The organism is Mucilaginibacter sp. NFX135, from assembly GCF_048565145.1.
In the GTDB taxonomy this organism is placed as follows: domain Bacteria; phylum Bacteroidota; class Bacteroidia; order Sphingobacteriales; family Sphingobacteriaceae; genus Mucilaginibacter.
In genome coordinates this window covers 3958817-3982669 of record NZ_CP183412.1, presented here as the reverse complement: position 1 = coordinate 3982669, position 23853 = coordinate 3958817, and the positions used below count along the sequence as shown (strand labels likewise).

General features: G+C 42.6%; 16 protein-coding genes. 11 read left to right on the top strand and 5 right to left on the bottom strand.

What is annotated here, in order from left to right:
* Positions 1-60: 60 nt before the first annotated feature.
* The 5 genes from ACNURT_RS16475 to ACNURT_RS16455 form a co-directional block, all read right to left on the bottom strand.
* Entirely contained in the window at positions 61-1659 is a 1599-nt protein-coding gene (locus ACNURT_RS16475) for a solute:sodium symporter family transporter (protein ID WP_419698627.1), read from the bottom strand.
* An 11-nt stretch (positions 1660-1670) separates the two neighbouring features.
* A complete protein-coding gene (locus ACNURT_RS16470; protein WP_419698626.1) occupies positions 1671-2681 on the bottom strand; it encodes a winged helix-turn-helix domain-containing protein in 1011 nt (336 codons plus the stop codon).
* 500 nt (positions 2682-3181) lie between these two features.
* Positions 3182-4810, bottom strand: coding sequence for a RagB/SusD family nutrient uptake outer membrane protein (locus ACNURT_RS16465; protein ID WP_419698625.1), 1629 nt, complete (start codon positions 4808-4810; stop codon positions 3182-3184).
* Positions 4811-4829: 19 nt separating this feature from the next.
* On the bottom strand, positions 4830-7910 hold the full coding sequence (locus tag ACNURT_RS16460; RefSeq protein WP_419698624.1) for a SusC/RagA family TonB-linked outer membrane protein: 3081 nt from the start codon (positions 7908-7910) through the stop codon (positions 4830-4832).
* Positions 7911-8161: 251 nt separating this feature from the next.
* Positions 8162-8821, bottom strand: coding sequence for an adenylate/guanylate cyclase domain-containing protein (locus ACNURT_RS16455; RefSeq protein ID WP_419698623.1), 660 nt, complete (start codon positions 8819-8821; stop codon positions 8162-8164).
* A 61-nt stretch (positions 8822-8882) separates the two neighbouring features.
* On the opposite strand from ACNURT_RS16455, the gene ACNURT_RS16450 reads away from it, so the two are divergent.
* The 11 genes from ACNURT_RS16450 to ACNURT_RS16400 all read left to right on the top strand — a co-directional run bounded on the left by ACNURT_RS16450 (position 8883) and on the right by ACNURT_RS16400 (position 23584).
* A complete protein-coding gene (locus ACNURT_RS16450) occupies positions 8883-9008 on the top strand; it encodes a hypothetical protein (protein ID WP_370997867.1) in 126 nt (41 codons plus the stop codon).
* A 144-nt stretch (positions 9009-9152) separates the two neighbouring features.
* Positions 9153-9725, top strand: a complete 573-nt coding sequence (locus ACNURT_RS16445; RefSeq protein WP_419698622.1) for an RNA polymerase sigma factor — start codon at positions 9153-9155, stop codon at positions 9723-9725.
* A 184-nt stretch (positions 9726-9909) separates the two neighbouring features.
* Entirely contained in the window at positions 9910-10878 is a 969-nt protein-coding gene (locus ACNURT_RS16440) for a FecR family protein (RefSeq protein ID WP_419698621.1), read from the top strand.
* Positions 10879-11200: 322 nt separating this feature from the next.
* Positions 11201-14449: a SusC/RagA family TonB-linked outer membrane protein gene (locus ACNURT_RS16435; protein ID WP_370997864.1), complete on the top strand. Its 3249-nt coding sequence runs from the start codon at positions 11201-11203 to the stop codon at positions 14447-14449.
* 18 nt (positions 14450-14467) lie between these two features.
* Positions 14468-16000 (top strand): SusD/RagB family nutrient-binding outer membrane lipoprotein, encoded by a 1533-nt coding sequence (locus ACNURT_RS16430; protein WP_419698620.1) that lies wholly within the window; start codon positions 14468-14470, stop codon positions 15998-16000.
* 58 nt (positions 16001-16058) lie between these two features.
* Positions 16059-16514, top strand: coding sequence for a RidA family protein (locus tag ACNURT_RS16425; RefSeq protein ID WP_419698619.1), 456 nt, complete (start codon positions 16059-16061; stop codon positions 16512-16514).
* Between the two features lie 18 nt (positions 16515-16532).
* Entirely contained in the window at positions 16533-17744 is a 1212-nt protein-coding gene (locus ACNURT_RS16420) for an aminotransferase class V-fold PLP-dependent enzyme (RefSeq protein WP_419698618.1), read from the top strand.
* 105 nt (positions 17745-17849) lie between these two features.
* On the top strand, positions 17850-19163 hold the full coding sequence (locus tag ACNURT_RS16415; RefSeq protein ID WP_419698617.1) for an amidohydrolase/deacetylase family metallohydrolase: 1314 nt from the start codon (positions 17850-17852) through the stop codon (positions 19161-19163).
* The gene (locus tag ACNURT_RS16410; RefSeq protein WP_419698616.1) at positions 19160-20083 is read left to right on the top strand and encodes an RraA family protein; all 924 of its coding nucleotides are present in this window, start codon (positions 19160-19162) and stop codon (positions 20081-20083) included. Before ACNURT_RS16415 ends, ACNURT_RS16410 begins: the two co-directional genes overlap by 4 nt.
* A gap of 24 nt (positions 20084-20107) precedes the next feature.
* Positions 20108-21220 (top strand): bile acid:sodium symporter family protein, encoded by a 1113-nt coding sequence (locus ACNURT_RS16405; protein ID WP_419698615.1) that lies wholly within the window; start codon positions 20108-20110, stop codon positions 21218-21220.
* Positions 21221-21427: 207 nt separating this feature from the next.
* On the top strand, positions 21428-23584 hold the full coding sequence (locus tag ACNURT_RS16400) for a GH92 family glycosyl hydrolase (RefSeq protein ID WP_419698614.1): 2157 nt from the start codon (positions 21428-21430) through the stop codon (positions 23582-23584).
* Positions 23585-23853 lie beyond the last annotated feature (269 nt).

Below are 23853 nucleotides of genomic sequence, written 5' to 3'. Positions count from 1 at the left end.
GTATTCTGGTCTATTCTGGTCTATTTTATAAAAATAAACATTTTTATTTATTGTCCAAACTTATTTTGCAAGTATCAGCGGCGAAAACAAAATAAACATCAGTATCATGAGAAGTAATAGTATACCGGTATAAATATGGCGGTTCTTCCAGGGTTTTATATCTACCACATTATTAAGCTTTTGCTGATAAGGTACAGGCATTGGGTAAAGCTTACCTATAACAAACATGAGTCCGCAGGTTATCACAAATAGTATGGCCAAAATGTGCAGGAAATGAATATGGGTGTCGATTACCAATTGCGTAATGCCATAAGCTACTATAAAAAATACCAGACCTATTTTGGCTGCAAGTGCGGGCACCCTTTTAGTCACAAAACCCATAAACATAATAGTAAAAATGGGCACATTAAAAAAACCGTTCACAATTTGTACATAGGTATAAAAGCCATTTTTTACAAAAATGATAAATGGCGCAATGAGCATAGCAGTTAAGCAGATGATGATTTCAAATCTTTTAGCTGTTTTGATCATGTCCTTCTCGGTAGTTTGCCGGGAGCACTTTTCCTTCCATGGTTTATAAATGTTGAGTATAAACAGGGTGCTTGAGCTGTTAAGGCCCGCATTGAAAGTAGTAAGCGCAGCGCCAAAAATAATAGCGGCAATATATCCGGCTATAAAAGGCGGCGACACCAAACTATCGAGCTTGGGAAATACTTCGGCAGAATTGTCCAGATGCGTAAATATATGTACGGCAATTAAACCGGGAACATTTAAAAGCAAGGGTGATATCAGCTTACCCAAACATGCAACGGCAATCCCTTTCTGGCAGCTTTTAAGATTTTTTGAAGCCAGCACCTGCTGAACTATATATTGTTCGGTACCCCAGTAATATAAGTTTACCAATAGCATACCGGTAAACAGTGTGCCAAAGGGGATAGGATCTGATGCGGAACCTATACTATTCAAATGTTCTTTGTGCGTGTTCAATAGTATATGTAAGCCCTGCATAATACTGCCTTGCCCGAGATACCTGAGTCCAAAAAAAGGCAGTAAAAGCCCGCCTGCAAAAATGCCCAGGCCAAGCAAAGTATCCGAAATAGAAATAGCCTTTAATCCTCCTAATAAGGAGTAAAGGCAACCAACAGTCCCCATAACCCAGATAAGGATCCAAATGGTTGTCCAGTAATCTGTGTGCCAGATCTCCGAAAAATGAAACAACCCGTTAAATGCGACCGCCCCACTGTACAGTACTGATGGCAATAGATTAATAATGTAGCTGATTAAAAAAATAAAAGAAACCAGTTTTCCTATGCCAGGGCCGTATCGGGCCGTAAGGTAATCGGGTGTGGTGGCTATCCCCAGTCTAAGATACATGGGCATTAAAAACTCAGAAACCAATAACATGGCCAGTACAGAGGTCATTCCCCAGGCCATCACCGACATATTGTGCGTATAGGTAAGTTCGTTTTCGCCTATAATGGTGGCTGTATTGATATTGGTAAATAACAAGCCTCCGCCTACCAGTAAAAAGCTCAGACTGCGATCGGCCAGGAATAAACCATTTAGGGTGTTGAGCTTGCTTTTTCTTGACTTATACCATGACACCAAGCCCACGATGCTGGTAAAGAAAAGAAAGCTGATAAAAATAACCCAATTCACCTTTGCATAATTTAAAGCGTATTCCGTTCAAATAAAAGCATCGGAACCGTTAAACTGATCTTTTCTTTATTCAATATAGCTTGGCCGGCCAATTTTCCCATGTTCGAAAAATCGGCAGAAAAGGTAGTGATTCCGATGATCTCTTTAGCCGGCTCATCGTTGTGAGACAGTATGCCAAGATCTTTCCCCGGTATCAATTTCTGACTGTTACAATCGCGCATGATCTGCCAAAGTGCAAAGTTGTCCAGTGTAAAATAAACTTTTCCTTTCTCTACCGTACCGGGTGTGTATTCGTTTACGATGCGACCCTTGATATTAAAATCCTTCAGGAATTTTTTGAATGATTTAACCATCTCTTTTGGATCCAATGAGTTGGGCGAATGATAAAATATCATCTCATCAAACCGGCTTATTTTAGATGCCAGTTGGGAGAAGATTTTATAGGATGATTGGCCAAACTCCTGGGTAATATGATTAAAGTCGCCCTCCAATGGTTCGTAACGGTCAAACATCAGGAATTTGTTGCGTGGGATAGTATCCAGCAGTTCTTTGGTTTTCGAGTGGGGGATAGGCGCTATCACATACATGCCATATTTTCCTTTGATCTGGGTAAGGATAGTTTCAAATATCTCAATATCACCGTGATGGAAATAGGGATTTAAACGGATATTTTGACCCAGTTCATGACGGAAATTACGGTAGAATTGCTCTTCAAAAGTATCCAGGTTATACATGAGCAGTGCCACATTCAAAACTTGTTCTGTATTGCCATTGCCAACAAAATAGCCCAGCCTGTTTTTTGATTCTACAATACCTCTGCTAATCAAGTCTTTATAACCTTTTATGATCGTTTCCCTCGAAAATCCCAATTCTTTTATCAGCCTGTTTACTGAGGGCAACGTTTCATCCTGCCCAATAACTTTTTCATTGATAGCGTTGATGATCCCTTGCACAAAACGGTCATGCTTTGAATAAGACGGTATATCTGTAAGCTTTTTTATTTCCTGAAAAATTCTATCCATTTCACGTGTAGATTTTAGCCAAAGTAAGAAAAAACGCAGCAAGCTGATTGCACTGTTTCCTTATTAATTTAGTTGGGTTGGGTTTATTTTTTTATTCAAGCATAATTTTATTAAAGCCGGATAAATGATGTACGACCACCGCTCCAATCAGCACCCCAAAAACTTTTTAAACCCTGAATTTTAACACTTTTCGGTTCAAAAACCGGCCAAAAACGATCAAAAATTGATTCAAAACCATCGATTTTAACACTTTTTAACAAATTTTAACTCTGTTTCGAGTGGTTTTTAAAACTTTAAAAAGTATTAATTTATTGATTGTCAAATAACTGCATGCAAAATGGTTGGTTTTTGTCCCCTGTTTTGCTTTAACCAAACAGCCCGGATCTCTACTAAAAGATACCCGGGCTGTTGATTTATATAAATATACGAAATATTTGCCCGTGTTACAAATTACATCGTATGCTCATGTTTTTTAAGCACAAAACACGTTATCATTTTAATTAATAACCAGGATTCTGTTTCAGGCTTTTGTTCAGATCTATCTCTGTCTGCGGAATCGGCCACAGGTAGTTTTTCGCCGGGTCAAATACGCGTGCCGCTCCCACTTTGATGGTTGTTCCAGGGGTTAGGGTAACCGCACCGGTTGCTTGGTTAACCGTACCCAGTAAACTTCCGGTCACCTGTCCATTCATCACCTGTTGGCCAATCTGCCAGCGTTGTATATCAAACCAGCGAAGACCTTCCACCGCCAGTTCTACTCTTCTTTCCCTGCGTAATAAGGTGCGGAGGCTTGCCTGATCGTTATACTTTGACTGATCTACAGCGGGCATATTTACACCTGCCCTTTTCCGTATCGCATTGATGTCATCATAAACCGAGGCATCTATTTTATTACTTTCAATTTTTGCTTCGGCATCCATTAGTTTTATTTCCGCGTAACGTATCAGGATAACATTCATACCTACCTGGTCAAGATTAGGGAAGTCGGCAATAAAAGGTGTGTATTTGCGTAGCCCGTATGCAGAAGGGCTGCAGTTGTTATCGCCCCAATGGTCTAAAGTTTTTGGATTGCTTGAAATAGGATCATAATAAAAGCCATAAGGCAATTTGCTGCTGTATTGCGCACCCGGATAAAAAACAGTGGCGCTAAGCCGCGGGTCCCTGTTTTGATAGGGTTGTGCCGGATTGTAGCCCGATGCCGGATCATCAATGGTTTTACCATTGGTAGTTTCATAAGCATCTACGAGACTTTGAGTAGGGGCGATAGAATTATAACCACCCAACGAATTGATGGTCATGTTTCTGGCCCATCCAAAATTATTATCACTTGGTTTAAATTGAACATCCAGTATTACTTCCTGATTATCAGCAAAAGGCTGACGGAAAAGGTTAACATAGCTTGGATAGATGCTGTAAGTAAACGGCGCGGTCATTAGTTTTTGGCAATCAGCTATACATTCAGGATACATCTGATTAAATAATTCGATCCTTGCTTTTAAGGCGATAGCAGCACCCTGGGTAATGCGCCCAAGATCTGAGCCGGAATAACTAACAGGCAGATTGGGGGCAATAGCGGTAAGCTCGTTTAATACAAACTTAACCACATCAGCTTTTGATGCTTGTGTTACTTTATTGGCCTCATCAGTTGTTAAATTATGTTCAACCAGTGGAACAGCACCATACAATTGGCTCAACATAAAATACTCATAGGCTCTTAAAAAACGGGCTTCGCCTATTGTCCTGGCTTTAAGCGTTGCATCCATATTGGCAGCGCCCACATTATCTAAAAACCAGTTGCAGGTTTGAATACAGGTGTAAGTACTTTGCCATTTGGTATATCCGGGATTGGTTGGTGTAGCGATGCCCGCTGACAGCGCCAGCCAGTTTTCCCATGGGAACTGGTCAAAAGTATTATCGGAGTTATTATCAGCAAAAACTCCGTAATAGCCATTATTGCCGCCTCCCCATTTGGAGTAGCAGCCATTGAGTGCTGCAAGTACATCATTTGATGATTTCCAGAGTACAGTATTGGTATAAGAATCTAAAGGAGCTCGGTCCAGGAAATCCTTTTTACAGCCCGATGATGCCAGCGAGCCTAAAATAATTAAGGTTATGAATAGATTTTTCATTGATTAATTTTTTGAATAATTAAAATGTTACCTCGAGACCAAGGGTATTTGTTTTTAACTGCGGATATGATCCGTAAGCGTTGTTCCCTGTAGTGGTTTCGGGGTCAACCCATTTGTAAAAACTGGTGAATGTGAGGATATTCTGACCACTGTAATAGATCTTGACACCCTTTACACCCAGTTTAGCGAGCGTGTTAGCAGGCAGGGTATAGCTCACCAATAAATTCTTTAATCTTAAATAAGAGGCATTACGTACCCAAAAGGATGATATAAAGCTTTGCGGATTGTTTTGCGTATACGTTGACCACAGGCGCGGGAAAGTGGCCGAGGTATTGGTCGGCGTCCAGGCATCCAGTAAAGCTGTGGTAGGGTTGCCTATGTTGGCTTGCTGTAATGAACCCAGCTCAAAACCCTGAACATAATTCTTTACCCCCAATGCTCCCTGGAAAAAGCCGGTTACGTTAAATCCTTTCCAGCCTGCACCCAGCGTAAAACCAAAGGTGGTTTTAGGAAAAGGCGAGCCCAGGTACACCCGGTCATTACCGTCGATAACGCCATCGGGCTTGCCATTTGGGCCACTGATGTCTTTATACATTAAATCGCCGGGGCCAATAACGCCGCCGCTTTGTTTGGCGTGATCATTCACCTGTTGTTGTGTCTGGAAAATACCCTCTGCCTGGTATCCGTAAAATGCCTGGAGCGGGTAACCCACAACTCTTCCGCTTGAAATAGATCCGGTACCTGCCAGATCAGTTATTTTATTGGTGATGAATGAAGCGTTAACCGCAACGTTGTAGGATACATTCCCGATCTTGTTTCTGTATGAGGCAGCCAGTTCCCAGCCCGAATTACGTACCGCACCGGCATTTTGGAAAGGTGTTGTAAAGCCGTATACATTGCTGGCCGGCAGTTGTAATAATATGTCGTTGGTGTTTTTTACAAAATAATCGGCCGTAAAACTCAAATTGCTATTCAGTAGCTCCATATCTATACCTACGTCTTTAGTTGTTGTTTTTTCCCAGATAATGGATGCATTGGCGCCGTTGTTTAACGCGATGCCAGGGGCAAGGGTCTGGTTAAATGAATAATTTTGCCCGCTTGATACAACCGAAATTGCCGGATAGGCGAAGGGAATATTAAGGCCATTTGTAGTACCAAGTGTTTGGTTACCTAACTTACCCCAGGAAGCCCGCAGTTTAAGCATGGGAATAGCCTCTGATAAAGAGCCGAAAAAGCGCTCTTTCGAGATGTTCCAACCGGCAGAAAACGATGGAAAAAGCCCCCAGCGTTGCCCGTTGGTGAACCGGGACGAACCATCATCGCGCAGGTTGGCTTCGAACAGATATTTGTCGTCATAGGCATATCTGGCACGGCCAAAATAAGAGAGCAGCGCTAACTGACTGGAAGTACCGGCATTTTGCTGACCCAACGACGGCGCCGCGTTTATTTCTGATAGGGAGCTGTTAAGGAAATTTTGCCTGTAAGCATACAGGTACCGGTAGGTAGTCAATTCCTGCGAGCTACCGCCCAATATGTTGATACTATGTTTGCCAAAGTGCCTGTCGTATTCCAATAATGCCTGCAGATTATAGTAATTATTGGTAGAGTTGGTGTTGACTATTGAACTTTGACTGATAGTTGTTAAAACTACAGTTGGGTTCTTGGGATCATAATAAGTATCCGCTGGTTTAAATTCCTGCGCAGGGTTGGTATTATACCGGTAGGAGAATGATGGCTTAAAATGGAGCCCTTTGATCGGTTCCCAATCAAGCCCCGTATTACCTGTAAAAAGAGAATTTTGATTGTTATTATAGCCTGGTGAATTAAGCCAGGAAATCGGATTACCAAAAGAAAGGTAGTTGTAAACACCGTTTTTGTATTGATTTACAACCGTGCTGCTCATGGCAGCTGTTGTACCGATAATACCGCCTATATCTCCGCCTCCTAAACCATCAGGTGCCTGTGTAGGGGCATATAAAAATGATAGATTGGCATTTACGCTAAAATTTTTGGTGATGGCCGAATTGATATTCATACGGGTTGAATACCTTTTATAATTTGATTTCTGTATGATACCATTTTGCTGAAAATAACCCAGGGAAAAAGCGTATTGGGTTTTATCATCTCCGCCGCTGATGTTAACGGCATGGTTTTGTTGAAAACCGCTCCCTTTATACAAAAAGCCCTGCCAGTCGGTATTAGGGTGTGTGTCCGGGTCGGTTTGGTTTTTAAACAAGGTGATATCGTTATCTGTCCAGTATGGAGCCTGACCTTCGTTTGCCAAAGCCTGGTTATACAGTGTGGCTGCTTGCCAGGAAGGCAAAAAATCGGGTAGGTTAGTAGGCTTTTGCTTGCCCGCATAAGCGTTATAATTTACCTGCATTCTACCGCTTTTACCCCGTTTGGTGGTAATCAGTATAACACCGTTGGCCGCCCGCGATCCGTATATCGCTGCCGAGGCTGCGTCTTTCAATACAGAAACTGATTGTACGTCATTTGGGTTTACATCAGAAAGGTTACCAATGATGCCATCAATCACCACCATGGGGGTGCTGTTGTTTGGTGTGCCAATGCCCCGTACATTAATGCTGCCGGTTGAACCTGGCTGTCCGCCGGTAGTAGTAACGGTGACCCCGGCCATAGTACCTTGCAGCGCGTCATTAAGGTTGGTAACCGGGCGGTCCTGAAGTTCCTTTGCTCCAATTGCCGCTACCGAGCCCGTTAGGTTTGCCTTTTTTTGAGTTCCATAAGCTACTACCACTACTTCGTTAAGGTTCCTGGCCTTTTTGTCTTCGGTCATGGTTACATTTCCATCCCAGGTGCCGGTAACCTTTACTGTCTTCTTCTCATAGCCCAAAAAGGAGAACACCAGGGTGGCGTTTTCGGGCGCGTTGATTTTGTAAGATCCATTGACATCGGTGGTGGTGCCTTGAGTGGTACCGGCAAGACTAACGCTGACTGAGGGTATAGGCAAGCCTTGCTCATCTTTAACGTGACCCGAAATGGTTTTAACTTGTTGGGAAAAAACTTGTTGAAAGCTGAGCAGCAAAACACAGCAAAGCATAACAAGTCCCAGGTTCTTAGGTACTTTTCTTTTCATAATTGATTTAAATTAATTGGTCTATTCTGGTCTATTCTAAAAATAAAAGTAGTAACTTTTTAGATACAAACAAATTTATTTTTGCATAATTATAAATGCAGACAGATCCGATAGCCAGAGCGGCCTCTGAAGGCAAGGGTTTAATTATAGGAAAATGAGAGAGAGAAGGTATACAGAATGTAATTAAACCTACAGATGGGTTTTCTGGAGGAAAGGAGAACAGCGAAAAATCTGGTTTAGTCTGGTTGTATCTATCCCGAAATGGCCAGTAAATAGTCAAGCTCCTGATGTGTGTGATAAGGCTTGCCGGCTAAGCGGATCTGCTGATCCTGGCTAATGCCTTGCAGTTTCACGGTTTGATGAAGGGTGATGCCCTCATTTTCGGTTAATAACTGGTATGCATCTTCAGAAATGATCATATCGTTGTTCAGCTCCTTGGTTTTAGCCTGAAGTCTTGATGCGATATTAACAGGCAAACCCGTAACAGATAATTGCGGCGTGTTATCCAGGCCGAATTCACCTACAAATACTTTCCCCGCGTGCAAACCTACACCAATTTGCAAGGGGCCGCCATAATAAGGTTCTGCATAGGCGTCATTAAAAAGTTTGACAGTCTGGAACATAACTTTAGAGGCCTGGTAGGCATTGTTCACCGATTCTTTTAATTCGCTTTGTAAACCAAACACAGCGTATAAACTATCCCCGGCGATCTCCACCACTTTGCCGCCAAAATTCTTAACGATCTGGTTAAAGGCGGTGAATAAACGGCGAACCACCTGGATAACGGTTTGGCCAGCCTGTGCTTCCAACAAGCCGGTAAAGTTCCGGATATCCAAAAATAAGATAGCCAATTCCTGCTCCCGGTCAGGCGAATCAAAGGTAGGATTCAGTATGAGTTGATCATTTTCCATGATAGTATAGACGATTAAGGCATTAAAACATTTTAAGCAGACACAAAACAAGATCAGCTTGATGTATGGCAAAACTATCCTGATGGCCCTGTTGCCGCAAAGCAAAAACGGAGAAACCGGGCTGTTACCCGGTAAATGCCGGGATATGGTCGGTAAACTTTACCTGGAGAGAAAAGTAGCTGGATAGAGCATGAACTCCATTAAGTTAATATAACATCATCAAAAGGTTAGGAAATTTGTAATGATTTGTTGGAATGAATAAAACCTTCATTATATTAGATAAAAATTTTTATCACTATTAAAACATTACAAGAACCTTGTTGCTGATTTAATGAAAAGCGATATCCCGAAAACATATTCAGAGTTTGAATTCAGACGGGTATTTGAGGAATACAACCGCCAGGTTTATGCCCAGGTTTATGCTTTAGCAAAATCTCATTACGCAGCAGAAGAAATTACCCAGGAGATATTCATTAAGATCTGGCAGAATCGCGAAGCGTTAAGTGACGTAAAAAATCTGGACGGATACATATATACTGTAGTTCGCAATTACTCATTAAATTATTTAAGAAAGGCGGCAAGCGATATGCGGCTTACTAATCATTTGATGCAAATTGCTGTGGTGGGTTATAATGATACGGAATCGGCAGTACAGGTGTCTGAGTATAAAAAACTGATCCATGCGGCTGTGAGCAAGCTATCCCCGCAACGCAGGTTGGTTTATGAGCTGAGCAAAAACAACGATCTGAGCTATGACGACATCGCATCTCAGTTAAACTTATCAAAACATACGGTCAAAAATCATCTGCTTTCGGCTTTGGCATCCATAAAAGGATATCTTACCCAGCATGGTATCGATCCAACGCTCATTCTTATTTTCATGCTCATTAAATATAGGTATTAAAAGAAATATTATTTTGTTGGCTGATTTTAATTTTACCAAAGAGCAACTATTGATGGGTTATATTCTGTATTTCAAAGTTGGGTAGAATAACATTTTTAGAATTCTGCAATAAAAAAAATAAAATTTTCATTTTGCATTAGTCTGTTTGTGTGTTTGCTGTGTCTTTAATGTAATCACACAGTTAATGATGGATCATAAGCAAAGAAAATCATACTTATTAAACCAATACATCAACAATGCCTGCACACCCGAGGAATTTGATGAGTTGATGTTGACGCTCAAAGCTTCGCCCAATAATGATGATTTTGATGAGGTGTTAAAACACAATTGGGAAAAATCGGCGCAGTCTGCAATTGAAAACAATTTAAGTTGGACCGATATTTCTGCCCGGATCAAAGAAAAAACACCCAAACGTTTTAATACTCGTGTATTGTTTAAATATGCGGCGTGCTTTGCATTGGCCTTGCTGATAGGTACTATAGGTTTTTATAAAAAGACGGCTAACAGCATCCAATACTTAACCGCTCAGTCTTTGCCAGCCAAAACCAAGGTAGTCACTTTAGCCGATGGTACCCAGGTTACCCTAAATGCCAATAGCTCTTTACGTTACCCGGAAAAGTTTAGTAACGGACAACGAATAGTTTATTTAAAGGGTGAAGCTTATTTTGAAGTAGTACATGATAGTAAGAAACCATTTATCATCTATTCGGGCGCGTTAAGAACACAGGTTTTAGGTACAACTTTCACGGTTAGTGCCTACAATGAACAGAGACCTCAAAAAGTAACTGTTTTAACCGGAAAGGTGGGTGTTATTGATCAAAGCAGCAAAGCACACGCTATACTTACACCTGGGTTATGTGCGGTAACCGATCAAAAGAATAAAACCCTAACGGTTAGCCGAATGGCCGATCCAACAGATGCTATCGCCTGGATGGATGATAAGATGATGTTTGAGGATGCTACGTTGGCTGATGTAGCCATTGCGCTAAGCAATAAATATGCGGTGAATATTGAGATAGATAACCCTCGTGTCGCCTCCAGGCATATTACAGCCATATTCCAAAATCAAACCCTGCCCGATATTTTGAATGGGATCACCAGGCTTACACATGCCAAATACCGGGTAGATAAAAATATATATACCTTATTTTAAATAAATAGAATGATAACTTTTAAAACCGATTGCCTATAGAAATATACAACGACGACATAAAAAAGGTTGAATGTGATTCCAGCACATCCAACCTCACCGAGCCAAAGCTCAGATAATTCATAGCTCCCGCAAGGGCATTTATTCACTATAAATTTTCTTCAAATATATGACAAAAAAAATATTGTCCTCTAATCGGCTGCGCAAAGCTGTCAACAGGATAGTCATAATTACAGGTTTTTTATCTGTCTGTTTCTTTAAAACCAGCGCGGTCATTCACTCTATACAGGACTTAGACACTCCAATTTCGCTAAAAGTGACAAACATGCCTGTAAAAAATGTACTAAAGCAAATAAATAAGGCAATTAAGCTAAGTTTTGTTTTTAGTAACGAAATAGTTACAGATCAAACAGTAACCATTGATGTAAAAAACGAAAAATTGAGCCTGGTATTATCCAAGATATTTGATCCCCTGGGCATGGATTATCAATTATCAGGCAATATGATCCTGATAGAAAGGAAACACACCTCCGCTATTCTGGTAATGCAAAAAACGTTAGCATTTCAGGTAACGGGTAAGGTTACCGATAAAACCGGCGCATTGCCGGGTGTAACCGTAAGGATTAAAGGTGCGGCAATTGCAACCAGTACAGGCTCCGATGGCAGATATAGTATTAATGTACCTGATGGCAATACGGTGCTCGTGTTTTCATCAATAGGGTATCTGACCCAGGAAATTGCGGTAGGCAACCGTAAAACCATCGACGTGCATTTACAGGAGGAAGCAAGTAAGCTTAACGAGGTAATTGTTACGGCTTTGGGTATTTCACGTCAGCGTAAGGCCCTGGCTTATTCTGTTACCGAAGTAAAAGGCGATGAATTTACACAGGCTCGTGAAAACAACGTGGCTAACGCCCTTACCGGTAAAGTTGCCGGTGTAAATGCCACAGGATTATCGACCGGCCCGGGCGGATCAAGCCGGGTTATTATCCGGGGTAACGGCTCGCTGTCGGGCGGTAACCAGCCACTGTATGTAATTAATGGTATGCCCCTGGAAAACTCGGTACCAGGGGGCAGTGCCACAACAAACGGCAGTGCGGGTAACGTTGACCGCGGCGATGGCATAGCAGGGATTAACCCCGATGACATTGAATCTATCAGTGTACTTAAAGGTGGTACTGCTGCCGCGCTTTATGGAGCAAGGGCGGCCAACGGCGTTATCCTGATTACCACCAAAAAAGGGCGGGCACAAAAAGGCATCGGCGTTGATTATAACTCATCCTACACGATGGAAACGCCGGCTGTTTTCCCGGATTGGCAATATGAGTACGGCCAGGGCGATAACGGTGTAAAGCCAACCACACAGGGAGAGGCTATACAAACAGGCCGCCGGTCTTTCGGTGCCAAAATTGACGGTTCGCCATATGTTGCTGCTGATGGGTTGACACACCCATATAGCGCCCAGCGGGATAATATCAAAAATTTCTATCAAACCGGCTCTACATTTACCAACACATTGGCTTTTACGGGTGGTACCGAGGCTATTAATTATCGCTTCTCGGCTTCTGACCTCAATAGTAAAAGTGTACTTCCCAATACAGATTATAACCGTAAAACAGGTAACCTGAGCATTAACAGCAAGCTGGGTAAACGCATCAACCTGGAAGCATTAGCTCAATATAACGTTGAAAACGCCCATAACAGAACCACTGCCGGTGATGCTTTGGGAAACCCCAATTGGACACCCTATATGATTGCCAATACTGCTGATATCAGATGGCTAAAGCCAGGTTATGATGCCAATGGAAACGAGATTGCCTGGAATGATGCCTCTATTGCCTCAAACAGCTATTTTGTAGTCAACAAGTTTAAAGAGAATGATATCAAAAACAGGTTCATTGGTCAGGCCGGGCTTACTTATGAGATCATTAAGAATCTGTCGTTAAAAGGTGTTGTGAGCCGCGACTTTTATTATTACAACTACAAGTATATCCTGCCCACCGGTACTCTGTATGTTCCAAACGGCCAGTATAGTGAATTGAAGGTTGATGCATCTGAAACAAACGGATTATTAACGCTTAATTACAATGGCAAAGTAACTAAGGATTTTGCTCTTACAGCATTTGTAGGGGGCAATCAGCAGCGGTCTGTTTATAACGAAAGCAATATCACAGGCAGTAATTATATCATCCCTTATTTCTACAGCTCAACCAACCTTTCAACCATTTCCACAACGCCTAAAAATAATAAGACGGCTATCAATTCATTGATGGGCTCGGCTGATATTGGGTATAAGAATTTTGCTTATTTAACCGTTACCGGTCGCCAGGATTGGTTCTCTACTTTAAGCCCAAAAAACAATAGTCTCTTTTATCCTTCGGTGGGTGGTAGCTTTGTACTTTCGGAGGCGTTTAAATTACCACAGGTAATCAACTACGCCAAGTTAAGGGCCTCATTTGCACAAGTAGGCGGTGGTGCGCCAGATCCATACCAAATTAACCAGGCATTTACCATGGTGCCAAGTTCGGGGCAGCCCATACAAAATGTTTCCAGTACAACCATCTCTAATTCAACGCTTCGCCCTTACACCTCTACCACAACAGAGGCGGGTATTGAGGCCAAATTATTTAACAGCCGCTTAAGTTTTGATATAACCCTGTATGATCGTAAAACTACTAATGACATCGTTTCTACAGCTATCTCCGGAACCACAGGTTACAATAATGTGGTTTTAAATGTAGGCGAACTAAGCAACAAAGGTATTGAGGTGCTATTAAGCGGAACTCCGATAAAAACAGGAGGCTTTAGCTGGAATACCAGTTACAACTTTGCTTATAACAAGAATGAGGTGGTACGACTGGCAGCCGGGCTCGATCAGATCCAGATGGCTTCGTCTGTTAATGGCTGGGCGTATATCAATAATATTGTTGGTCAGTCGTATGGTACTATAGTAGGTACCCGTATCCTTAAAAATGCCAATGGCCAAACCGTATTTAACGCCACTACCGGCTTACCTGTGGCAACAGGATTGCAAACTCTGGGCAAAGGCGTAGCGCCCATAACCATGGGCTGGTCAAATGATTTCCGTTACAAGCGGTTCTCCCTGAATGTATTGCTTGATGGTAAGTTCGGGAATAAGATCTTCTCGTTAATGGAAGTTTACGGTACCCGTTTAGGTTTAATGAAAACAACCCTGCCGGGCAGGGATAACGGTTTGCAGCTGAGTGGTGTTGATCAGGCTGGTAACCCATATTCAAGAACAGTGCCTATATCAAATCTGCGCAGCTATTATGATAATTATAAGTCCTATTCAGAGCTGTTTTTGCACGATGGGGGCTTTGTAAAGCTTCGCCAGGTTATATTTAGTTACAATATCCCGGCTGATCTGCTGAAGGCTATCAACGTACAAAATGCCTCTGTTTCATTTGTCGCACGTAACCTGCTAACCATTTATAAGCAAACAGACAATTTCGATCCGGAGTCGAGCTTTACCAATGGCTCAAGTCAGGGTTTCGAATCATTCGGCCTGCCCAGAACAAGAAGCTATGGTTTAAACCTCATGGTTAAATTTTAATTCAGAAAAACCACCATCATGAAAAAATATTTTATTCCCAAATTGTTAGTCCTGTTGATAGCCTGTAATGGCCTGCAAGGGTGCGACAAAAACTTTGAGGCTATCAATACTAATCCCAATTCATCAGCTAACCCTACGCCGGCTTTTGTATTTACTAAAGCCGTGTTGGATGGAGCAGGTGACGTTCAGGTGCTGCTTCAGGGTACCATGCAATATACCACCAGTTATAATGATGTAGCCGGGTTTGGCGCAAAGTATGTGTTGAGCCAAAGCTCACAATCATGGGTGGTGTTTAACACCGCGTACCCAAAAGAGATCAATGAGATAACTCAGGTAATTACTTCAGTTACCGGTAAGCCGGATCAGGTTAATCTGTTATCGGCAGCCAGGATATGGCGCGCTTACTGCTTTAGCCGTATTACAGATCTTTATGGCGATATTCCATATTCACAAGCTGGTAAAGGGTTCACTGATGCGATTTACATGCCTGCGTATGATGAGCAAAAGAACATCTATGCCGATATACTGAAGGAACTGAGCGAAGCGGCGACCTCCTTTAATGCGGCAAAACCAACATTTGGTGCTGCCGACCTGATCTATAACGGCGATGTAGACAAATGGAAAAAGTTTGCCTATTCCCTGATGCTGCGCTGTGCCATGCGCATGACCAAAGTAGATATTGCCGGTGCCGAAACATGGGCAAAAAAAGCCATCGCCGGTGGTGTGATCACCGCGGATGCCGATATCGCTAAAGTAAATGGTTACGTTTCTGCCGGTCAGGATATTAACAAAAACCCACTTGCTCTCAATATGCTTAATGCCGACTTTATAGGTGCAAACGGCACATCCAATCCCGAAGGTGGTAAATACCAGGATGTGTTTATTAACTATTTAAAAACCAATAATGACCCCCGCATGGCAGCCGTTTCTGTGGTTTGGTTAAATAAAGCCGCGGATACCACAGCAGCGATACAAAAAGGTATGTCATCAAGCCTGAGCGCTAAACCTGCCGATGCCGTTTTTGTAACTTATTCAGAACCCAATCCCAATACTATTTTACAACTAAATAGCCCTTACTTGTTGCTCACCAATGCCGAAACCAATTTTCTGCTGGCCGAAGCGGCTTTACGTGGCTGGTACACCGCATCAAGTACGAGTAGTTTATATGAGAATGGCATCAGCGCGTCTATGCGTCAATGGGCGTTGTTTGGGTCGCAGGGTGTTATCAGCAGTAACCAGATCCAAACTTACCTGAGCTATCACCGGCTAAATACCACAGGCTCATTCAATGCTCAAATGGAACAGATCTATACGCAATTCTGGGTTGGGGTATTTCCTAACTCACAGGAAGTGTTTGCGAGCTACAGGCGTACAGGTTACCCGGCATTAGTGCCCAATAACTATGTAGGTAACGCTACCGGGGGCAAAATATTCAGGCGGATGCTGTACCCGACCACCGAGCAAAATTTAAATAAAGCTAATTATAACGCGGCCATTGCCCGTCAGGGTCCAGACGATTTCCTGACTCGCATGTGGTGGGATCGTCCTTAATACTGGCCGGGTATCATTTATACCTTAAAATTATACATAACCTAAAAACAACATAATCATGGAAAGAAGATCAATCTTAAAAAAACTGCTGGCTTCGGCGGCAGGCATTTCAATATTTGGCTTTGCAAAAGCTGGTGTTGTAAGCAACGACGAAAAAGAAGTAAACAATATTACCAAACACCAGGATGTACCCCTGTTTTCGGGCTCAACCAAACTGGGCAATATGATTTTTATAGCCGGTAAAGGTGCCCATGTGGAGCCTTTTGAGATCAAGGCGCACACCGAAATTGTATTGCAGGAGTTGGAGAAAGAACTCAAAAAAGCAGGCTCATCAATGGAAAAGGTATTAAAAGTTACCGTTTTTCTGAATGATATTGCCGATTACCAGGGCATGAATGATGTGTACAAAGGCAGGTTTGGGAAAAATCCGCCGGTACGCACAACCGTAGCCGTAGCCAAAGGCGGCGTACCCGGAAACTCCCTGGTTGAAATGGATTGTATCGCTTACATATAGAAAATTACACAGATTTATATGAAACGCAGAGATATTTTAAAAGGCCTTACCATACTCCCTTTAACCAGTGGATTTATAGGCAAAGCGGCCTCCTTACATACCCTTACTACACCAAAAACAGCGCCCAAACGCGACTTTTTTAAGGAACTTGATGTTACCCCGGTTATAAACGCCGGGGTAACCATGACCTTTTTATCAGGTTCGCTGATGCTGCCGGAAGTGTTGGAGGCCATTAATTCAACCTCACATGATTTTGCCAATATGTACGAGCTGCAGGATAAGGTAGGAGGTAAGATAGCAGAAATGCTGCATGTGGAAGCGGCCATGGTAACATCAGGTGCATCATGCGCCATCGTTTTAGGTACAGCAGCGGCTATAACTGGTACCAATCAGGATAAAATCAAGCAACTGCCCAATTTGCCCGGCCCAAGGCCCGAGGTTATTATGCAGAAAACGCATCGCTACCTGTTTGACCAGGCAGTAAGCACCACAGGAGCCAAAATTATTGAGGTTGATGGACCTGAGGGTATGGAGAGCGCGATCAACAGCAATACCGTGATGGCCTTGTTTTTTAATGCCAGCGAAAAGAAAAGCAGCATTACGCATGAGGAGTTTGTAAAGATTGCCAAAAAACACAACATCCCTACATTTATTGATGCCGCGGCAGACGTGCCGCCGGTAGAGAACTTGTTTAAGTTTCAAAAAATGGGCTTCGATCTGATAACTTTTTCGGGTGGTAAAATGATCCACGGGCCTCAAAGCGCCGGTTTATTATTTGGCCGGAAAGATCTGATCACCGCTGCACGGCTGAACCACAGCCCCAATGAAGCACCGATTGGCAGACCTATGAAGGTAAACAAGGAGGAAATGTTTGGCATGTACGCGGCTTTAAAGGCTTATCTGGAAAAAGACCACCATAAAGAATGGGACGACTGGCTGCAGCGTGCAAAGCGTATTGGTAATACATTAGAAGCGGTTTCGACGGTAAAAACCGAGGTAGTGGTAAATCCCGGACCGGCCAATGCTTTTCCAAGCTTAAATGTTACCTGGGATCAAACCAAAATAAAAACTAACCCTAAGGATGTACTGGTCGCCCTTAAAAGCGGCACGCCAAGTATAGTTGCCAACCGGCACGATGACACGTTGATTATTGGAGTAGTGCTGTTACGGCCCGACCAGATCGATGTAGTTGCCAGCCGTGTAAAGGCCATTTTACAACAGGCGGTTTAAGCTGGTTTACATTTATTTATTGCTTTACGGAGTAGGTATTTCTGCTCCGACAGGATAACTATTGCCCCAGGTTTCCTGCATTACCTAAATTAAAAATGATTTGAAATGCAAAAAAGAATATTCCTGGTAATAGCAGCCATAGGCCTGGCTATTACGACATTAAAGGCACAATCCCTCTATAATGTGGTTATCAAAGGAGGCTACGTTATGGACCCTAAAAATAACATCGATGCCGAAATGGATGTGGCAGTAAAGGATGGCAAAATAGCGCTGGTGGCCAAAAATATCAACCCTAAACTGGGTCTGCAGGTTGTTGACGCTACCGGTATGTATGTTACACCGGGTCTCATCGATATTCATACCCACAATTTTTATGGTACCGAGCCCGATCATCAGTATGAAAACGGCAACCTGGCTTTACCGCCTGATGGTTTTACCTTTCGCAATGGCGTTACTACCGTGGTTGATGCTGGCAGCTCGGGCTGGCGTACTTTTTCTACATTTAAGGCCCAAACTATAGATCAATCGCAAACGCGGGTGCTGGCCTTTATCAATATTGTAGGCGAGGGCATGCGTGGTGGTTACGAGCAAAACTCCAATGATATGGACTCCAAAATGGCCGCGCTGGTTGCCCGTCGTTACCGGAACATTGTAGTTGGGTTTAAAGTAGCGCACTATGAAGGGCATGAATGGACCCCGGTTGATCATGCTGTGGAAGCCGGTAATATGGCTGGCGGTTTGCCGGTAATGATTGATTTTGGAGGGAGTAACCCGCCACTGTCTATCGAGGAGCTGTTTATGAAACATCTGCGCCCAGGTGATATTTTTACGCACTGTTTTGGACAATTAGATAACAGGGAGTATATTGTTGACCAGAATACGCAAAAAATAAAGCCCTTTGTATGGGAAGCACGTAAGCGCGGTATTTATTTTGATGTGGGTTATGGCGGTATCAGCTTTGCGTTTTCACAGGCCATACCGGCTGTAAAGGATGGGTTTTTTCCAAACTCCATCAGTACGGATATTCATACCGGCAGTATGAATAATGCCATGAAGGATATGCTCACTACCATGTCTAAATTCCTGAATATAGGTATGCCCCTTTATGAAGTGATCAGAGTAAGCACCTCTAATCCGGCCAACGAAATTAAGCATGAGGAATTGGGAAATCTTTCTGTAGGTTCAGATGCCGATATTGCTATTTTAAGTGTTCGCAAAGGTAAATTTGGTTTGTTTGATTATACAGGGTACAAAATTACCGCCGATAAGAAACTGGAATGTGAAATGACCGTTCGGGCGGGTAGAATAGTGTATGATCTGAATGGTATTGCCACGCCGATAATAGCGCCAAGGATACCTAATAGCAGGCCGCTTGCCAGGGAGAGTTCTGTAACCAATGATAAACCTATAAACAAATGAGAAACATTTTAAAGATCTGTTTTCCGGTATTGTTGCTATGCGCTGTAAGCGTAAGGGCCCAAACCATATCAAAAGAACAACTGATATTTTATACTTCTGAATGGAAAGGCGAACGCTTTGACGATGGCCGACCCAAAATACCCGACGAGCTGTTGGAGCGGGCCAGGCACATCGGTATTGAAGAGGCCTGGACCGTGCTAAAGAACGAAGGTTACAACAACCAGTTTGAGGGCAACTGGAAATTAGTAAATGATGATGTACCTGTAATTGGCAGGGCGGTAACCGCTATGTTTATGCCCAGCAGGCCCGATTTGGAAAAAAACATCAAGGCGCTGGGAGTAAAAGAGGGCAGGAAAGGCAATACCAACGCCTGGCCAATTGAGGTGCTGAAAAAAGGCGATGTGTATGTGGCCGATGGTTTTGGCAAAATAAAAGGAGGGACGTTAATAGGCGATAACCTGGGTAATTCCATCTTCAATAAATCGGGTAACGGGGTTATCTTTGATGGTTCAGCACGTGATCTGCAGGGTTTGAAAAGTATTCCTGGGTTTAATGCCTTTGTTCGTGATTTTGATCCATCCTATTTGGAAGAAATGGTGTTAATGGGGCTAAATACACCAATTAGAATAGGGCATGCCATTGTAATGCCCGGCGACCTGGTTCTTTCAGAAAAGGAAGGCGTGTTATTTATCCCGGCCCATTTAGCCGAAAAGGTTGTAGCTACGGCCGAGTTTATCGCCCTGCGTGATGAGTTTGGACACGCTATGCTTAAATCGGGGACATATAGTACCGGCGAGATTGACAGCCAGTGGACACCCGCCATCAGGGAAGCATTTTTGAAATGGCTTGTTCAAAGCGACAGCAAAGTAAAAATGACCCGCACGCAGCTGGATGCTTTTATGGAGAAAAGAACCTGGTAATTATTCACCTTAAACCATAATGAATTGAATAATTTAAATATTTATAAAACAACCGCAGGCTTATCGGCGATATGCCTGCTTGTTGCAGGTACGTTTTTTTTCCGTGGAAGCATTGAACAAACCGGCCCATTCCTGATCGCTTTTTTTGTAGCGCTGGCTATTTCGTTCAGAGGATTTAAGCAGCTTAAAGGCTTTTCTTATACACTCATTATTTTCGCGGCGGTTACCACGGCCTTGTATTATCCGCAGCATTTTATACAGGTGAGCGGGTTTAAACTCGCGGCGCTCATCACGCCGCTTATACAGTTGATTATGTTTGGTATGGGCACGTCTATGAGTATCAAGGACTTTGCCGGTGTTATAAAAATGCCCAAGGGCGTATTTATTGGGGTGTTCAGCCATTTTTTGATCATGCCTGCACTGGGCTTTACACTTGCCAAACTGAGCGGTTTCCCACCAGAGATCGCGGCGGGCATTATCCTTATCGGTTGTTCTCCAAATGGTATGGCTTCAAACGTGATATCATACCTGGCAAAAGCCAACCTGGCTTTGTCAATTACTATTACCGCGGTTTCAACCATGCTGGCGCCTGTTTTTACACCCATGCTCATGAAGTTTTTGGGTGGTACCTTTATCCAGATAGATATGTACAAAATGATGTGGGACATTACCAAAATGGTGATACTGCCTATTGGCGCCGGCATTTTGTTTAATAAATATCTGCTTAAAAGAGCAAGATGGCTGGAATATGCTATGCCTATGGTTTCCATGTTCGGTATTGCGTTCATCATTGTGATCATTACGGCTGCAGGAAGAAGCAGCTTGCTTAATATTGGTTTTATGCTGGTTTTACTGGTGCTCATCCATAACCTGATGGGCTATACGCTGGGCTACTGGGCCGGCCGCTTGTTTAAAATGGATGAACGAGACTGCCGTACCATGGCCATTGAAGTTGGAATGCAGAATGGGGGACTGGCGTCTGGTCTGGCAAAAGAAATGGGAAAAATAGCCACCGTTGGTTTGGCCCCGGCCGTATTTGGTCCGTTGATGAATATCACCGGCTCCTTGCTGGCTAATTATTGGCACCGTAAACCGATCGCCCCGTCAGCCGTAAAAGAAACACAAGTGGTTACCTAATGATCATCAAAGATTAAGATCAAATTAGGAATAAAAGCCTGTAAGTCGTCATTTACAGGCTTTTTATTTGATTTAAATGGATTTAGCTTAGAATTCGAAGAAAATAGAATGCTAAAAATTGAGGAGGAAGAATGCATATATTACTGTGTTATGCAAAAGAATGATTACAATTTGGATCTATTCATTTAATCACCTTATTTTTAAAGAATGAGAAATTTCGCTAAAAGCATTTTAAATATAATACTGATAGTGTTGCTTGCATCTGCCGCTGGTAAAAGCCAAACCTCAACGGCTTATACAAAATATGTAAATACATTTATTGGCTCGGAGGGAGTTACTGATCCTAAAATCCTGGGTTATGAATTACCAAAAGGCTGGCGCGCGTGGTCAGGACTCACCTTTCCTGGTAGTTCGTTGCCAAATGCTATGGTTCAGTTGAGTCCAATGACAAAATTTCAGCCTGCCGGTGCTGGATATGAATATGAAGACTCGGTTATTGTGGGCTTTACGCATACCAACAAAGGGCATTGGAATTTAGGTAATATCCCAATCCTGCCTCTTTCAAATCCGGGTGCTCAATTTGGTTCAAAGTTTACGCATAAAAAGGAAAGCGCTTCTCCCGGCTTTTACCAGGTATACCTTGATGATTATGGCATCAATGTGAGTTTGACGTCTACTTTAAGATGCGGTTATCATCAATATGAATATAAAAACAATACCAACCGGCAAATACTTTTTGATTTGTCCAAAGCCCTTAGCAGGGTATCAACCTGGAAGATTGAACAGGTGGGCGACTTTGCTTTACAAGGCTTTCAAAGTGGCGAAAACGTTTATTTTTATGCGCTACTGAATACCCGGATTGAAAAATTAGAAAAGAAAGATGAAGGTCAGCAAACAGGCTTTGCCATAGTTCATTTAGCGAACGGAGGTACAAGGCCGGTCGAACTTAAAATAGGCTTGTCATTTGTAAGCGTAGAAAACGCGAAAAAAAACCTGGAAAAAGAAATAGGCAATAAAACATTTGAAGTTGTTCGGAAAGAGGCAAACCAAAAGTGGGAGACATTATTGTCATCTATCCAGGTAAAAGGCGGAACCTATAAACAGAAACAGATGTTTTATTCTTGCCTGTACCGATCATTTCTGTGGCCGGCATTACGCAGTGATGTAAACGGAGAATTTACAGATATTAAAAAGAATGTAGTAAAAACAGGCATTACCTACTATACAGAACCCTCGTTATGGGATACCTATCGTAATAAGGATGTGCTTTTGGAGCTTATCAGCCCTGATGTTACGCTTAATGTTATTAAATCACTGAAAGATAAAGGTGATAAGACTGGTTTTATACCTACCTTTTTTCATGGAGATCATGCCGCATCCTCCATTGCAGGAGCTTATCTCAGGGGTATCAACAACTTCGATATTAAAGGTACCTATCAATTGCTGTTAAGAAATGCGAATGTAGAAGGAGGAACGCGTCCATTTATAGCGGAATACATTAAAAAAGGATATATATCAGATCCTGATGTTGCCGAACCCAATGTAGAGACCAAAGGTAAAGCCGGCGTATCAAAAACCTTAGAATATTCATATGATGATTATTCCCTTGCCCAGATCGCAAAAAAATTGGGCGATACGGCCAATTATAGAATCTTGATGGCAAGATCCGGAAACTATAAAAATGTATTTGATCCGTTTACCAAATTTATGAGAGGCCGGTTAGAAAATGGGGAATGGGTTAAAAATTTTAATCCACAATATCCTTATTATGAGTATATGTACAGGGAGGCAAATGCCTGGCAGGTTTCTTTCTTCGCACCTCATGATATGCCGGGGTTGGTTAAGCTGTATGGCGGATCAAAAAACTTTGAAGCAAAGTTGGATTCGTTTTTTACCGTGCCATGGAACCCTCATTACATTGCCAGAAATGTAGAAACTATGATAGGGCAATATTGCCAGGGTAACCAGCCGGATCATGAAGCGCCCTTTGCCTATTATTTTGTCGGGAAGCCCTGGAAATCGCAGAAGATCATCGATCATATATTAAATAATTTATATGGCATAGGTAATAACGGACTGGAGCTGAGCGGTATGGATGATGCAGGGGAAATGTCATCATGGTATGTATTCAGCGCGTTGGGTCTTTATCCGTTTTCGGCAACGGATCCGGAGTATATTGTTACGGTTCCGCTTTTAGATGAAATAAAATGGAAAACAAATACAGGTAAAATACTAACTATAACAAAACCCGGAAAAGGGAGAATCTTAACAGCTATAAAAGTAAATGGCAAAAAAATTAAGGGTTATTTTGTACCAAACAGCTTGTTTAATAGCGGGGGCAAAATTGAGATCATTACAAAATAATAAACTTATAACTTATTAATTGATGTTAATTGTTGCTTTACGCCGGTAGGTAACTTTACCGGACGTGGTGAAATGGGATTATAATTTTGAGTGATGGGAAAAGCAGGTGTATCATGAGGAACGAATTTCACACCTGCCTGAGGCAGCGAGGCCGACGGCTTAAAAAAAACTGCGCGATAGTGCCAGATGCAATGAAGCCTCCTGCCGTAGCTGTATGGTTCAAACGGGTGTACGTGTTTTTTGACTTTCAGCCGCAAAGCCGGACGATT